The sequence below is a fragment of the Micromonospora rosaria genome (assembly GCF_001567585.1).
GTDB classification, from domain to species: Bacteria; Actinomycetota; Actinomycetes; order Mycobacteriales; family Micromonosporaceae; genus Micromonospora; species Micromonospora rosaria.
The window spans coordinates 20,382-34,563 of sequence record NZ_LRQV01000017.1 but is presented as its reverse complement, the minus strand read 5'-3'; the positions used below and the strand labels follow the sequence as shown (position 1 = coordinate 34,563).

General features: G+C 73.3%; 12 protein-coding genes and 1 pseudogene. All 13 read right to left on the bottom strand.

Going from position 1 to position 14,182, the window contains the following annotated elements; all coding sequences use genetic code 11:
* Nucleotides 1-123 precede the first annotated feature (123 nt).
* Nucleotides 124-1,800: a solute symporter family protein gene (locus AWW66_RS07700; RefSeq protein ID WP_067361856.1), complete on the bottom strand. Its 1,677-nt coding sequence runs from the start codon at nt 1,798-1,800 to the stop codon at nt 124-126.
* Nucleotides 1,797-2,144 carry a DUF485 domain-containing protein gene (locus AWW66_RS07695; protein ID WP_067361950.1) on the bottom strand — a complete coding sequence of 116 codons (348 nt, stop codon included), beginning with the start codon at nt 2,142-2,144 and terminating at the stop codon, nt 1,797-1,799. Before AWW66_RS07695 ends, AWW66_RS07700 begins: the two co-directional genes overlap by 4 nt.
* A 181-nt stretch (nt 2,145-2,325) precedes the next feature.
* Nucleotides 2,326-2,865 (bottom strand): annotated as a pseudogene (locus AWW66_RS07690) (flavin reductase family protein); the annotation flags it as partial.
* Between the two features lie 172 nt (nt 2,866-3,037).
* On the bottom strand, nt 3,038-3,532 hold the full coding sequence (locus AWW66_RS07685; protein ID WP_067361851.1) for an SRPBCC family protein: 495 nt from the start codon (nt 3,530-3,532) through the stop codon (nt 3,038-3,040).
* A 183-nt stretch (nt 3,533-3,715) separates the two neighbouring features.
* Nucleotides 3,716-5,416: an ABC transporter permease gene (locus AWW66_RS07680; protein WP_396890624.1), complete on the bottom strand. Its 1,701-nt coding sequence runs from the start codon at nt 5,414-5,416 to the stop codon at nt 3,716-3,718.
* On the bottom strand, nt 5,401-6,165 hold the full coding sequence (locus tag AWW66_RS07675) for an ABC transporter ATP-binding protein (protein WP_067361845.1): 765 nt from the start codon (nt 6,163-6,165) through the stop codon (nt 5,401-5,403). The genes AWW66_RS07680 and AWW66_RS07675 overlap by 16 nt, the downstream gene beginning before the upstream one ends.
* Before the next feature lie 171 nt (nt 6,166-6,336).
* Complete coding sequence (locus tag AWW66_RS07670) at nt 6,337-7,977, bottom strand: sodium/solute symporter (protein ID WP_067361842.1); 1,641 nt, start codon at nt 7,975-7,977, stop codon at nt 6,337-6,339.
* Between the two features lies 1 nt (nt 7,978).
* Entirely contained in the window at nt 7,979-8,392 is a 414-nt protein-coding gene (locus tag AWW66_RS07665; protein WP_067361839.1) for a DUF485 domain-containing protein, read from the bottom strand.
* A gap of 108 nt (nt 8,393-8,500) precedes the next feature.
* Nucleotides 8,501-9,949, bottom strand: a complete 1,449-nt coding sequence (locus AWW66_RS07660; RefSeq protein ID WP_245648012.1) for a DUF4153 domain-containing protein — start codon at nt 9,947-9,949, stop codon at nt 8,501-8,503.
* Nucleotides 9,950-10,251: 302 nt separating this feature from the next.
* Nucleotides 10,252-11,304 (bottom strand): HAMP domain-containing sensor histidine kinase, encoded by a 1,053-nt coding sequence (locus tag AWW66_RS07655; RefSeq protein ID WP_067361832.1) that lies wholly within the window; start codon nt 11,302-11,304, stop codon nt 10,252-10,254.
* Nucleotides 11,301-12,005, bottom strand: coding sequence for a response regulator transcription factor (locus AWW66_RS07650; RefSeq protein WP_067361829.1), 705 nt, complete (start codon nt 12,003-12,005; stop codon nt 11,301-11,303). Before AWW66_RS07650 ends, AWW66_RS07655 begins: the two co-directional genes overlap by 4 nt.
* 171 nt (nt 12,006-12,176) lie before the next feature.
* On the bottom strand, nt 12,177-12,944 hold the full coding sequence (locus AWW66_RS07645; RefSeq protein ID WP_067361826.1) for a LytR/AlgR family response regulator transcription factor: 768 nt from the start codon (nt 12,942-12,944) through the stop codon (nt 12,177-12,179).
* Nucleotides 12,941-14,164 (bottom strand): sensor histidine kinase, encoded by a 1,224-nt coding sequence (locus tag AWW66_RS07640; RefSeq protein WP_067361823.1) that lies wholly within the window; start codon nt 14,162-14,164, stop codon nt 12,941-12,943. The genes AWW66_RS07645 and AWW66_RS07640 overlap by 4 nt, the downstream gene beginning before the upstream one ends.
* Between the last annotated feature and the right edge of the window lie 18 nt (nt 14,165-14,182).

Below are 14,182 nucleotides of genomic sequence, written 5' to 3'. Positions count from 1 at the left end.
ACGCCGGCCCGTCCGGCTGCCCGCCCGCCTGCCGGTGCCGGCGGCCGTCGGCTGGTGGCGGCAGGGACGCCGGGGCCGGCCGCACCGTCGGGTGGGCCGGCCCCGGTCGTGGATCTCCGAGGGTCAGTGCGCGCCGGCGCCGGTCAGCGACCGGATCTCCAGTTCGGCGTACTTCTCCTCGTCGTGCTCCTTCGAGATCACCGTCCCGAGCCAGCCGCAGAAGAAGCCGAACGGGATGGAGAGGATGCCCGGGTTGGACAGCGGGAACCACTGCCAGTCGTGGTCCGGGAACATCGACGTCGGAGCGCCGGAGACCACCGGCGAGAAGAACACCAGGAGCACCGCCGACAGCAGACCGCCGTAGATCGCCCAGACCGCGCCCGAGGTGTTGAACCGCCTCCAGAACAGGCTGTACAGGATCGCCGGCAGGTTGCCGGAGGCGGCCACCGCGAAGGCCAGCGCCACCAGGAAGGCCACGTTCAGGTTCTGCGCGTAGATCGACAGGACGATGGAGACCGCGCCGATGACGAAGGCCGAGACCCGCGCGACGTTCACCTCCTGCCGCTCGGAGGCCTGACCCCGCTTGATCACGTTGGCGTAGAAGTCGTGCGCCAGGCTGGACGAGGAGGCGAGGGTGAGCCCGGCGACCACGGCCAGGATGGTGGCGAAGGCGACCGCCGCGATGATCGCCAGCATCGCCGCCCCGCCGATGTCCCCGCCGAAGAAGTCGATGCCCAACCGTTCGGCGAGCTGTGGTGCCGCCGTGTTGCCGGCCCGGTCTTGGGCGAGGATCGCCTCCCCGCCGACCAGCGCCGCCGCGCCGAAGCCGAGCGCCAGGGTGAACAGGTAGAACGTCCCGATGATGCCGATCGCCCAGAGCACGCTCTTGCGGGCGGCCTTCGCGGTGGGCACGGTGTAGAACCGGATCAGGATGTGCGGCAGGCCGGCCGTGCCGAGCACCAGCGCGATGCCGAGGGAGAGCAGGTCGACCTTGTTGTAGAAGGTCTGGGTCGCGTTGCCGGCGACCTCGACGCCGTACCGGAGCCCGGGTTCGAGGAAGGCGGAGCCCTTGCCGGAGGAGGCCGCCGCGTCACCGAGCAGCGCCGACAGGTTGAAGTTGTACTTGGCCAGCACCAGCAGCGTCATCAGCAGGGTGCCACCCATCAGCAGCACCGCCTTGACGATCTGCACGTAGGTGGTGCCCTTCATGCCGCCCACCGTGACGTAGATGATCATCAGGGCGCCGACCAGGATGATCGTGGCGACCTTGGCGGTGTCGGCGTCCATGCCGAGGAAGGTGGTCCCGGGCCGGATGCCGAGCAGCAGCGCCACCAGCGCGCCCGCGCCGACCATCTGGGCCAGCAGGTAGAAGATCGACACGGTGATGGTGGAGACCGCCGCCGCCGTCCGCACCGGCCGCTGCCGCATCCGGAACGCCAGCACGTCCGCCATCGTGTACCGGCCGGAGTTGCGCAGCAGTTCGGCGACGAGCAGCAGCGCCACCAGCCAGGCGACCAGGAAGCCGATCGAGTACAGGAAGCCGTCGTACCCGTAGAGGGCGATGAGGCCGGCGATGCCGAGGAACGAGGCGGCCGACATGTAGTCGCCGCCGATCGCCAGGCCGTTCTGGAACCCGGAGAACGAGCGGCCACCGGCGTAGAAGTCGGTCGCCGTCTTGGTCTGCCGGCTGGCCCAGATCGTGATCGCCAGGGTGCCGGCCACGAGCAGGACGAAGAGCGTGATGGTCAGGGTGCGGGCGGTGCCGCTGCCACTGGCCTCGGCGGCGAGGAGATCCCTCACTGCTCACCCCCGGTGATCTCGTCGCGGATCCGGTCGGCGAGCGGATCGACCTTCCGGTCCGCGTACCGGGAGTAGTACCAGGCGATCAGGAAGGTCGAGACGAACTGGAGCAGTCCGAAGACCAGGGCGACGTTGATGTTGCTGCCGAACAGCTTCGTGCCCATGAAGCCTCGCGCGTACGCGGAGAGGATCACGTAGAGCGCGTACCACAGGAAGAACGCGACGGTCATCGGGAAGACGAAGCCGCGCAGCGCGCGGCGCAGTCTGGCGAACTCGTCCGACCGCTGTACGGCGAGGTACCGCTCCGCCTCGGCAGAGGTCGGCGCGGGTGTGTCCGTGGACATGTGGATCACCACCTTCACAGGCGTGGGGGTTTGGCGCACCGTAGAAAGCCCGCTACCCACGGGGAAAGGCTTCGATCGGCAGCGGTCGACGGCTGCGCCGAACGGCCGGTTGGGTGCGCCGAGTGACCCACGTCACTCCGGTGAGCGGTCGGTGCCGGGTGGGTGGAACGGGGGTGCCCGGCTACCCGTTCAGTTCCCGGTACCGGCCCCGGTAGTGCAGCAGCGGGGTGGTCTCCTCGGCCAGGTCGACCGTCTCGATGGTCGCCTCGACCAGGAGCGCCCAGCCGTACTCGCGGGCGGTGTCCAGCCGGCAGCCCGCCCAGCCACCGCCGTCCGACGGCACCGGCCCGTACGGCGTCTCGGTCCACCGGCCGGTGGCGAAGAGGCCGCCCGGGGAGGGGAAGAGGCCGGCGAACCGGTCGGCGAGCTGCCGGTGCGGCGGACCCAGCGGGGACACCGCGAACCGCCCGGCCTCCTCCACCTCCGCCCACAGGTCCGACTCCGGGTCGATCAGGCCGAGCAGCCGGTCCGGCTCCCCCTCGGCGACCAGGGTGGACGACACGGTCAGCCCGGCCGGTCCGGGCGCGGTCCAGAGCGTCACGGGTGCGGCCAGCCGCCCCCGCAGCCGGCGTACCGGCGACCGCTGCCCGGCGGGCACGGCGAACGGGTCGGTGTGGTGGATCTCGGCGCCCGGCTCTGGATTCACGTGAAACATTGTGCCGCCCCGCCCCTCCCGTCACCGGTAAGGAAGGGCCCGCCCCCGGTAAGGAAGGGCCCCCTGTTAACGCATCCGGTAGAGGAAGGGCCCCTTCCTAACCGACCAGGGCGATCGACAGTGGATTAATGCGACGACCGGGACGTCCGCCGGTGCCGGACGGCGGCGGGCAGGCCGGTCAGGGGTACCCGTCGAGGGCCTGGCGGGCGGCGGCGAGGACCTCCTCGTCGGCGCAGCCGGCGGCGTACCCGGCGATCCGGCGTCGGATGTCCCGGCCGAGCAGCCAGACGCCGATGCGGTCGGCGACCGGGCGCAGGAAGGCCGGCCGGCAGCGGAAGTTGTACCGCCAGGTGGCGACCGTGGTGCCCGGTTCCGGGCCGGGCGCGAACCGCCAGCCACCGGCGAACATCTCGAAGAACCAGGGCCCCCGGACCATTTTCATGCCGACGTTCGTCGGCGGGGCGAACGAGACGTACTCGCTGACCATGGCCAGCCCGTGCCGGGACCGGGTGAAGGTGCGGACCCCCTTGCCGGGGCGGGTGGCGCCGTCGACGAAGTGCTGCTCACGGACGAAGGGGTCCCAGCGGTACCGCACCGGCGCGACGGTCTGCGAGACGGCGAACGCCAACGCGGGGGGTACCGGAACGGTGATCACCGACTCGACGACGGGCATCGGCCCATTGTGCGCCCACCTGCCAACCCGCACGTGCGTGCCGCCCGCGCCGCCGACGAAGGTGCCGACGGTGGTGCCGACGAAGGTGCCGACGGTGGTGCCGGCGGTGGTGCCGGCGGACAGGTGTTAAGAAGGGGCCCTTCCTCTACCGGAAGCGTTAACAGGGGGCCCCTCCTTACACCGTCAGCGGCGGGGGGTGACGGTGGCGAGCAACTCCGGCATCCGGCGGTCGAGCACGTCACCGGCGAGGTACGCGCCGAGCAGCGCCACCCCCACCCCGTACGCCGCGCCGACCGGCAGGGCCAGCCAGTGCCAGGCGTCGCCGAGCAGGACGGCGGCCACCAGCATCGGTACCGCCGTGACGGCCGAGACGACCATCGACACCAGGGTCAGGAAGCTCCTCGCCACCCCGGCGCCGGTGTTCATCGCGAACGGGTTGCTCGTCTCCGGCAGCGAGTACGCGCCCAGCACCGACAGGAACGTGTTCACCGCCAGCCCGCCCCCGTACGTGGCCAGCAGGCTGCCCAGCGTCAACCCGATCCAGCCCGGCTCGCCGAGCACCAGCACCACGATGACCGCGATCGCGCCCAGCATCGGCACCACGTAGATCGAGAACGCGGCCATCCGGGCCTGCAACTCCAGGCGGCCGGAGATGCCGGCGACGACGTTCGCCGCGTACGCGCTGCCGTCGAAGCCGAACTGGTTGGCCAGGGTCACCGCGGCCAGCACCCCGACGAAGACCATCGACAGGCTGACCAGCACCGGCGACGCGCTGCCCAGCCCGCTGAAGCCCTGCTCGCTGTCGAAGGCGACACCGCTGCCGCCGAAGTTGACCATCACGGGCACGAACACCCCGACCACCGCCAGGGTGATCAGGTTGGCCCGGCGGCGGGCGTCCCGCCACCAGTACCGGCACTCGCGGGCGGTCAGCGCGCCGAACCGGGTCCGTCCCAGCCAGCCGAGCGGTCGGGGGAAGAGTTGGGCGACCGCGCCGCCGGTCGGGCCCCGGCGGGCGGGTGCCGGCCCGGCGGTGGCGGTACCGACCATCGCCGACTCCAGCGACCGGGACCACCACAGCAGCAGCCCGGCCACGGTGACCCAGGTGATCAGCAGCTTCGCCAGCGCCGCCCAGGCCCGCCCCTGCGCCACCTCGATGCCGGCGCTCCAGGGCGCGCCGAGCGGGGTCCAGCCCACCACCCGGGCCACCCCGGCCAGCCGGTCCCAGTCGGCGTCGCGCAGCGAGGCGGTGAGGGCGATCTGCACCGGGCCGAGCAGGGCGGCGAGCACCGCGAGCAGGACGGCGGCCAGGTCCCGTACCCGGCGGGACCGGAGCATGGAGGCGAACGCGCTGGTCAGCGCGCGACTGCCGGCGACGCAGAGCAGCAGCCCGGAGAGCACCCCGAGCACGGCGACCAGCCCGGCCAACCAGCCGCCGAGCAGGGCGGCGGTGACCACCAGCCCGAAGAGCGCGAGCAGTACCGCCACCGTGGGGACGCTGACCAGGGCGGCGGCGGCCAGCCCGGTGACCAGGGTGCGGCGGGTCAGCGGCAGCAGCGCGAACCGGGCCGGGTCGAGGGTCTCGTCCACCCCGAAGAAGACCAGCGGCAGGATCAGCCAGCCCAGCGCGACCAGGCCGCCGCCGAGCGCCGCCGCCAGGATCGCGTACTGGTCGTTGCCGGCGAGACCGGGCGCGGCGAAGAGGAAGAAGCCGCCGACCGCGAACCAGAGCCCGAAGAACGCGCCGAACACGAACAGCGCGATCCGCCAGCCCTGGCCCCGGAAGTTGTTCGCGGTGACACGCAGTTTCAGGCGGACGAAGTGTCGGGCGCGCACCGGTCGGGCCGGCCCGGAGCCGTCGACCGCCGGGCTCACCGGGACAGCCACGCCAACTCCTCGCCGGTGGCGGTACGCCCGCCGACCACCTCGACGAAGACGTCCTCCAGGGCCCGGCCGGCGCGTACCTCGTCGAGGGTGCCGACCCGCTTGATGGTCCCGTCGGCGAGGATCGCGACGTGCGAGCAGAGCCGCTCGACGACCTCCATCACGTGGCTGGAGAAGACCACCGTCCCGCCCCCGGTGACGTACCGGTGCAGGATGTCGCGGATCAGCGCGGCGGAGACCGGGTCGACCGCCTCGAACGGCTCGTCCAGCACCAGCAGCCGGGGCCCGTGCAGCAGCGCGCAGGCCAGGCCGATCTTCTTCTTCATGCCGGCGGAGTAGTCGACCACCAGGGTCCGGCCGGCGTCGCCGAGGGCGAGCACGTCCAGCAGTTCGGCGGCCCGCCGGTCCACCACCGCCGGGTCCATCCCGCGCAGCAGACCGTGGTACGCCAGCAGTTCGGCGCCGCTGAGCCGGTCGAAGAGGCGTACCCCGTCGGGCATCACGCCGAGGAGTTGCTTGGCCCGTACCGGGTCGGCCCAGACGTCGTACCCGAGCACCCGGGCCTGCCCGCCGTCGGGACGGAGCAGGCCGACGGCCATCGACAGGGTGGTGGTCTTGCCCGCGCCGTTCGGGCCGAGCAGGCCGTAGAACGAGCCGGTCGGGACGTCGAGGTCGACCCCCGCGACCGCGACCTTGCTGTCGAACCGCTTGACCAGCCCGCGCAGCGCGAGCGCCGGGTGCTCCTCAGTCATGGTCCGACCGTATCCGCCCTGGGCCACCGTCCGCTTCCGCCGGGGTACGAACTGTGTCTCCGCCCTGGGCAGGAGCCGGTCCGCCGGGCGGCTGACCCGGCGGCCCCGCCGGGGACCCGGTGTTTGGAAGGGGCCCTTCCTCTACCGAAAGCGTTAACAGGGGGCCCTTCCTTACCGGCGGAGGGCTTCGGGGGCGTGCAGGCGGAGCATGATCGTGGCGACGTCGGCGGGGGCGCGGCGGCGGGTGGCCATCGACACGACGATCATCACCGAGAAGGCCAACGGGACCGTCCAGGCGGCCGGCTGCGCGATCAGCGTCGCCGGCCAGCCGGTCAGCGGAGGGCCGAGCACGGTGAGCAGGACCGCGCCGACGGCCGCGCCGCCGCCGGCCAGCACCCCGGCGGTGGCGCCCAGGTCGGTCAGCCCACGCCACCAGATGCCGAGCACCAGCAGCGGGCAGAAGCTGGACGCGGCGACCGCGAAGGCCAGTCCCACCACCTGGGAGACGTCCAGCCCGGAGACGTTCAGCGCGAGCACCGCCGGCACCCCGCCGGCGATCACCGTGGCCAGCCGGAAGCCGCGTACCGAGCCGCGCCCGAGCACGTCGGTGGAGATCACCCCGGCCACGCTGGTGAGCAGCCCGGACGAGGTGGAGAGGAAGGCCGCGAACGCCCCGGCGGCGACCAGCGCGGCGAGCAGCCGGCCGGTGGTGCCGGCCCCGAGCGCGGCCTCGGGCAGCAGCACCACCACCGCGTCGGTCTGCCCGGTGACCAGCAGGTGCGGGGTGTAGATCCGGCCGAGCACCCCGTACAGGGTGGGCAGCAGGTAGAACGCGCCGACCAGGGCCAGCACCACCAGGGTGGTGCGCCGGGCGGCGGCCCCGTCCGGGTTGGTGTAGAACCGCACCAGCACGTGCGGTAACCCCATGGTGCCGAGGAAGGTCGCCAGGATCAGCGAGTACGTGGCGAAGAGTCCCCGGTCGTCGTCCCCGGCGGCGCTGGGCAGCAGCCAGTCGGCGGCCCCGGTGGCCACTCCGGCGACCTCGGGCACCGGCTCGCCCGCGGCGAAGGTCAGCTCGTCGCCGGGGCGTACCTCCCGGCTCCGGCCGTCGGGGTAGGTGAGGGTGGCGGGGTGCTCGACGACGACGGTGGTCGCGGTCCGGAACGCCGGCCCGTCGGGCGGGGTCACCGCCGGCCGGGCGTCGGCCTGCCACTGCAACGCCAGGAAGATCGCCGGTACGGCGAGCGCGGTCAGCTTCAGCCAGTACTGGAACGCCTGGACGAAGGTGATCGCCCGCATCCCGCCGAGCGCCACGTTGGCGGTGACCACCACCGCCACCAGCAGCGCCCCCACCGGGTACGGCGACCCGGCGACCGTGGCCAGGGTGAGTCCCGCCCCCTGCAACTGCGGCACCAGGTACAGCCAGCCGATGAAGATCACGAAGACCGTGGCGAGGGTACGCAACCGGCGGGAGCGCAGCCGCAGCTCGCAGAAGTCCGGCAGGGTGAACGCCCCGGAACGGCGCAGCGGGGCGGCGACGAAGAGCAGCAGCGCCAGGTACCCGGCGGCGAACCCGACCGGGTACCAGAGCACGTCCACGCCGTACTTGAGGACCAGCCCGGCGATGCCGAGGAAGCTCGCCGCCGACAGGTACTCCCCGCCGATCGCGGCGGCGTTCCAGGTGGGGCTGACCACCCGGGAGGCGACCAGGAAGTCGGAGGTGGTCCGGGCCAGCCGCAGCCCGTAGAAGCCGATGCCGACGGTGACCAGGGTGACCGCCACGATCGCCGGTACCACGAGGGCGTTGTCCATCTCAGCGCTCCGGCCGCTGCACCAGGTCGGTGAAGTCCTGCTCGTTGCGCTCGGCCAGCCGGACGTACCCCCAGCCGACGACGATCAGGAAGGGGAAGGACGCCACGCCGAGCAGCAGCCACGGCAGGTTGACCCCGAGCAGGGTGGTCCGCCCGATCGACGGGGCGATCGCGAACAGCAGCGGCAGCCCGCCCAGCCCGATCACCACCAGCAGCGACATCCGCAGGGCCAGCGCCAACTGCGCCCGGACCAGCCCCCGCACCAGCGCCTCGCCGACCCGGGTCTGCTGGGCGAGTTCGGTGCGGGTCAGGTCGGCGGCGGGGGCCCGGCGGGACACCTCGGCGAGCACGATCCGGGTCCGTCGGGGCGGCTCGGGTCGCCGGGGCGCGGGTACGGGGTCGGTGGGGGCGGCCACTGACGCAGTCTCACCGCCCCCACCCGAATGTCAAGGCCCGGCCGGGCGGAGCCCCGTACGGGGTCGGCGGGGCGGCCACCGACGCACCCTGGCCGCCCTACCCGAGGGTCAAGGCCCGGTGGGCCGACCGTCGAAGAGCGGGCAGGAGAGGCCGGTGGTCCGCACCGGGTTCGTCGCGAAGACCTTTCGGGCCCGGGCCCGGCCCAGGTTCGTCGTCCACAGGTCCTCCCCGGGATACCGGTTGTCGACCAGGAACCGCAGGGTGCAGGAGCGGGCCGGCTCCGGCAGCCGGTCCAGGGCCGGTACCGCGTCGAGGGAGAGCCGGGACAGGTAGACCGTGTCGAGGGCCCCGGTGCGGGCGTACCGGTCGACGTTGCGTTCGGCGATGGCCCGGTCGGGGTCGACGAGGGCGAGGCCGAGCAGGGCGAGCACCGCCGTCCCCACCACGAACGGGGGCAGCCACCCGGCCCGCAGCCGGAGCACCGCCACCCCGACCAGCAGGAACACCACCCCGAGGGCAAGCTCCACGGTCGCCACCAGCAGCCGGAGCCGGGTGGCCCCGTACGCGTCGGTGTAGACCTGCATCCGGTACAGGGCGGAGGCCACCACCACCAGGCTGAGCAGGGTCAGGGCCCCCAGCAGTACCCGGAACAGCACCCGGTCGGCACGGGTGGACCGGGGGGCCCACCGCCCGGCCCCGGCCAGCACCAGCAGGGTGAGCAGGGAGACGGCGAGGAGTTGCCAGAACCCGCCCCGGGCGTACTCGGCGTAGGTGAGCCCGGCGGTGGTCAGCACGTGCTCCGCCCCGCCGAACAGGACCGTGAGCTGCACCAGGACGAAGCCGGTGAAGAGCAGGTCGAGCAGGACCAGGGGCAGGGCCCACTCCAGCCGACCGACCGGCCGGGCGCCCGGGGCCCGCAGCCCGGCCAGGTCCGGTGGCCCGGCCAGCAGGTGGGCCCCGGCGAGCAGGGCCCCGCCCACCAGCAGGAACCGGAGGACCCAGGTCACCACGCCGGGTACCGACACCTCCGGCAACACGGCACCGACCAGGTCGGCGAAGATCGCGTCCGCCGCGGCGAAGAGCAGCCCGAAGAGCACGAGCAGCCCCACCGTCACCCCGACACTGATCAGGATCCGAACGAGGTTCCCGCCGCCGGCCGTCCGCAGGGTGCGCAGGCCGCCCCGGGCCCAGGGCAGGGCCCGGAACACGGCCACCGGTGGTAGCAGCCCGGCCACCAGCATGCCCAACAGGCTGCGTCCCCCGGTCACCGCGAGGGTGGCGGTGATGAGGGCGGCGAGCAGGCAGAGCAGGAAGAGCCACTCGGCCGCCCGGAACACTCCCACCGAGACGAGGGCGATGGTGGCCAGGGCCCACCCGACCCGGACGACCGGTCCCGGCACCCCCGTGCCGTCGGGACGGTCGTCCGCGTGGGTCGGGGCGGTGACCGCCACGGTGACCAGGGCCCCGGTCGCCACCAGGGCGACCACCAGCCAGCCCAGGCCGGGACGGTCCAGGGGCAGGACGGAGGCGGCGACGGCGGCTGCGGCGACGAGCACCCCGAGGGCCACCGGCCGGGCCGGCCCGGCCGGTCCGGGCCAGCGTTCCTTCAGCAGAGCGACTCCCGGCAGGGGCGGAGGGGGCGGAGGGGGAGTCCACTGCGGGGGTATCCCCAGCACCGCCGGCCGCACCGGCCCAGCCGGCCCGGTCGACCCAGCCGGTTTAGCCGGCCCGGTCGACCCGGTCGGCCCGGTCGGCTCTACGGGCTTGTCCGGTGTGACCGGGGCATCCGGCTCGGCATTTTTGTCCACTTCACCCGTCTTGCCCGCTCTGGTGGGCTGGTCGTCCGAGGTGGGGGTGGTCATGGGGACTCCTCGTCGAGGGGAAGGGTCACCTGGATGCGGCATCCGCCGGCGGCGGAAGCCGGGTCGAGGACGGCGATGGAGCCGCCGTGGAGCTGCACCACCCAGCGGGCGATGGCCAGACCGAGGCCGGTACTCCCACCCCGGGAGGGTGCTCCCCGGGTGAAGCGTTCGAAGACCCGGGACCGCTCCGCCCCGGGGATGCCCTCCCCCTCGTCGCTGACCTCGAAGGCCACCAGGTTCTCCCGTCGCTCGGCGGTCACCAGCACGGTTCCCCCGCTGGGGCTGTGCCGGGCCGCGTTGTCGAGCAGGTTGGCGAAGACCTGGTGCAGCCGCCCCGGGTCGGCCCGTATGGTCAGCGGGGCCGGCAGGGGGGCGATCCGGAAGCGGACCTTCCGGCCGACCCCGACGGCGGTGGCCGCCGCGTGCTCCACCACCTCGTCGAGGAAGCCGGCCAGCTCGATCGGCTCCCGGCGCAGGGGCACCACCCCCGCGTCGAGTCGGGAGAGGTCCAGCAGGTCGGCGACGAGGTTCCCGAGGCGTTCCGTCTGGGCCAGGGTGGTGCGCAGGGTCGCCGGGTCCGGGGTGGCCACCCCGTCCACGAGGTTCTCCAGCACCCCTTGAAGGGAGGCGATGGGGGTCCGCAGCTCGTGCGAGACGTTCGCGATGAGTTCCCGGCGGCGCTGGTCGGCGGCGGCCAGGTCCTCGGCCATCTTGTTGAAAGCGGTCGCCAGTTCCCCGACCTCGTCCCGGGAGGTGGCCCGGACCCGCCGGCTGTAGTCCCCCCGGGCCATCGCCCCGGCCGCCGCCGTCATCTCCCGGAGGGGAGAGGTCATGCCGTGCGCCAACACCTGGGAGGTGAGCAGGGCCAGGCCGATCGCGGTGGCGGAGGTCATCGGGGGTAGCCAGCCGATGGCGTACCAGAAGTAGCCGAGCCCGGCCGCACCCGAGGTGACCAGTAGCACCCCCAGTTTGACCTTGATGGAACGGACCGGGTCCAGAGGGCGGGGCAGTACCCGGTTCAGCCAGGTCACCACGGCGTCGACGGTCACGCAGGCACCACCTCAAGGGCGTACCCGACCCCGTGCACCGTGCGGATCAGGTCGGCACCGAGCTTGCGGCGCAGGGCCTTGACGTGGCTGTCCACCGTCCGGGTACCAGCACCGGCGGCCCAGCCCCAGACCTCGGCGAGCAGCCGTTCCCGGGGCAGCACGGTGCGGGGTCGCTTGGCGAGGTGGATCAGCAGGTCGAACTCGGTCGGGGTGAGGTGCACCTGCACGCCGCCCCGGTGCACCCGGCGCTCGTCGGGGCTGATCTCGACGTCGCCGAGCCGGATGACCGGCCCGGACCCGGGGCGGCCGGTGGGGTCGGTGACGGCGGCGGCCCGCTCCACCCGGCGCAGCAGGACGTGCACCCGGGCGGCCAGCTCCCGCATCGAGAAGGGCTTGGTCAGGTAGTCGTCGGCCCCCACCGCCAGCCCCACCAGCAGGTCGGTCTCGTCGTCCCGGGCGGTCAGCATCAAGACCGGTACCGGGCGGTCGGCCTGGATGCGCCGGCACACCTCCAGCCCGTCGAAGCCGGGGAGCATCACGTCCAGGACGACCAGGTCGGGCTGCTCGGCCCGGAACCCTTCCACCGCGCTCGGGCCGTCGCCGGCCATCGTCACGAGGAAGCCCTCGGCCCGCAGCCGGGCGGCGACCGCATCGGCGATTGTCTGTTCGTCCTCGACCACCAGGATGCGCCGCTGCCTCATGTCCTGAAACTGTAGGCAGAAGCCGTGGAGATCGGTGGCCGAGGTTGTGAACAACCTGTGGAGAACTCTCCACAGCTGTGGATAACCCGGTGGACAACTCGTCGTTATGCCTGGTGTCGCGCGGTCTCGCCATTCGCGGTGCCGGAGCCGGTGGTGCCGGTCGGGGTGCGGTCAGCGGCTCCAGTCCTGCTTGGCGGCGCGGACCAGCCGGTCCTTGAGTTCGCGGGTGTGTCGCCGGCTCACCGGCAGTTCGGCGCTGTCGACCAGCACCACGTAGCCCGAGTTGACCAGCCGCAACTCGGTGATCAGCCGGAGCTGCACCAGGAACGACCGGTGGATCCGGACGAAACCGGCGTCACCCCACCGTTCGGCGAGCGTGGCCAGGGAGACCCGGACCAGGTGGGAGCCGTCGGCGGTGTGCAGCCGGGCGTAGTCGCCCTGGGCCTCCACCCAGCGCACCGCCGAGCGGGGCAGCATCCGGGTGCTGCCGGCCAGCTCGATCGGGATCGTCGGGTCCTCCTCGGCGCGGGCCAGCGCGGCCGGGTGGCCGGCCACCACCCGGGAGCCGATCACCCGGCGCAGCGACTCGGCCAGCCGTTCGGCGCGGACCGGCTTGCGGACGTAGTCGGTGGCACCGACGTCGAAGGCGTCCACCGCCCCGTCGTCGTAGGCGGTGACGAAGACGATGGCGGGTGGCCGGGCGAACCGGCGCAGGACCCGGGCCAGCTCCATCCCGTCCAGCCCCGGCATCCGGATGTCCAGGAAGACCACGTCCACGTCGTCGTCGCGGAGCACCCGCAGTGCCTCGGTGGCGTCGGCGGCGGTGTGCAGCCGGGCCACCCGGGGGTCGGCGCGCAGGTGGTACGCCAGCTCGTCCAGCGCCGGCGGCTCGTCGTCGACGGCCAGCACCCGCAGGAAGCCCGGTGCGCCGCCGGTCACGCGTCCGCCCGTACGTCGGGGTGGAACTTCGGCACCCGCAGGCTGATCTTCGTACCCGAGCCGACGCCGGTCTCGACGACCAGGCCGAACCGGTCCCCGAAGGCCGACCGGAGGCGCTCGTCGACGTTGGAGAGGCCGACGTGCTGGCCGGGTTCCTCGCCCGGGTCGCTGCCGGCCCGCGTCAGGTCGGCGATCCCCGAGGTCAGGGTCGTCGGGTCCATGCCCACTCCGTCGTCCTCCACCGTGATGTGGCACTCGGCACCCGCGTCCCGGGCCTCGATGCTCACCATGCCGGTACCCGGCTTGCGGGACAACCCGTGCTGGACGGCGTTCTCCACCAGCGGCTGGAGGCAGAGGAAGGGCAGGGTCACCGGCAGCACCTCCGGGGCGATCTGCAACCGCACCTGCAACCGGTCACCGAACCGGGCCCGCTCGATGGTGAGGTACCGGTCGATCGAGCGCAGCTCCTCGGCGAGCGTGGTGAACTCGCCGTGCGCCCGGAAGGAGTAGCGGGTGAACTCGGCGAACTCCAGGATCAGCTCCCGGGCCCGCTCCGGGTCGGTGCGGACGAACGAGCCGATCGCGGTCAGCGCGTTGTAGATGAAGTGCGGGCTGATCTGGGCCCGCAGCGCGCGGACCTCGGCGCGGGCCAGCCGCTGCCGGGAGGCGTCCAGCTCGGCCAGGGCGAGCTGGTTGCCGGCCCAGTACGCGGTCTCCAGGGTGGCCTGCACCAGCCCCGGGGCCGGCGGGCCGTCGGCCACCGCGACCAGCGCCCCCACCACCCGGCCGGCGGCCCGCAGCGGGGCGAGCACCGCCCCGCGTACCGGGCAGTCCACCCGGTCGCAGGGCAGCTCGGACTCGCCGAGCACGGTCGAGTGGTCGGCGGCCACGGTGCGTCGGGCCGCCGCGAGCAGTTGCGCCGCGTGGTGGCTGCCCCGGCCGTCGAGGGCGAGCAGTTCCTGCCGGTCGGTCAGGGCCAGCCCGGCCGCGCCCACCAGGGCCCGCAGGTGGCGGACGGCCTTCGCCGCGCCGGTCGCGGTCAGCCCGGCGCGCAGCGGCTCGGCGGCCAGCCCGGCGGTGTGCAGCACCTCGTACGTGGCGCGCTGGGTGGCGGTGGCGATGCCGCGCCGGGCGCGCAGCCGGACCAGTGCCCAGACCGCCGCGCCCAGCGCGCTGACCAGGACGACGGCACCGAGTACGGCGGAGAGGTCGCCGGTCACGCCGCACCCCGCCCCCGG

Bases quoted from the DNA above. Each gene is read 5' to 3' on its own strand.
- AWW66_RS07675 (WP_067361845.1), bottom strand. From the start codon at position 6,165: ATGACTGAGGAGCACCCGGCGCTCGCGCTGCGCGGGCTGGTCAAGCGG.
- AWW66_RS07695 (WP_067361950.1), bottom strand. From the start codon at position 2,144: ATGTCCACGGACACACCCGCGCCGACCTCTGCCGAGGCGGAGCGGTAC.
- AWW66_RS07670 (WP_067361842.1), bottom strand. From the start codon at position 7,977: ATGGACAACGCCCTCGTGGTACCGGCGATCGTGGCGGTCACCCTGGTC.
- AWW66_RS07685 (WP_067361851.1), bottom strand. From the start codon at position 3,532: ATGCCCGTCGTCGAGTCGGTGATCACCGTTCCGGTACCCCCCGCGTTG.
- AWW66_RS07650 (WP_067361829.1), bottom strand. From the start codon at position 12,005: ATGAGGCAGCGGCGCATCCTGGTGGTCGAGGACGAACAGACAATCGCC.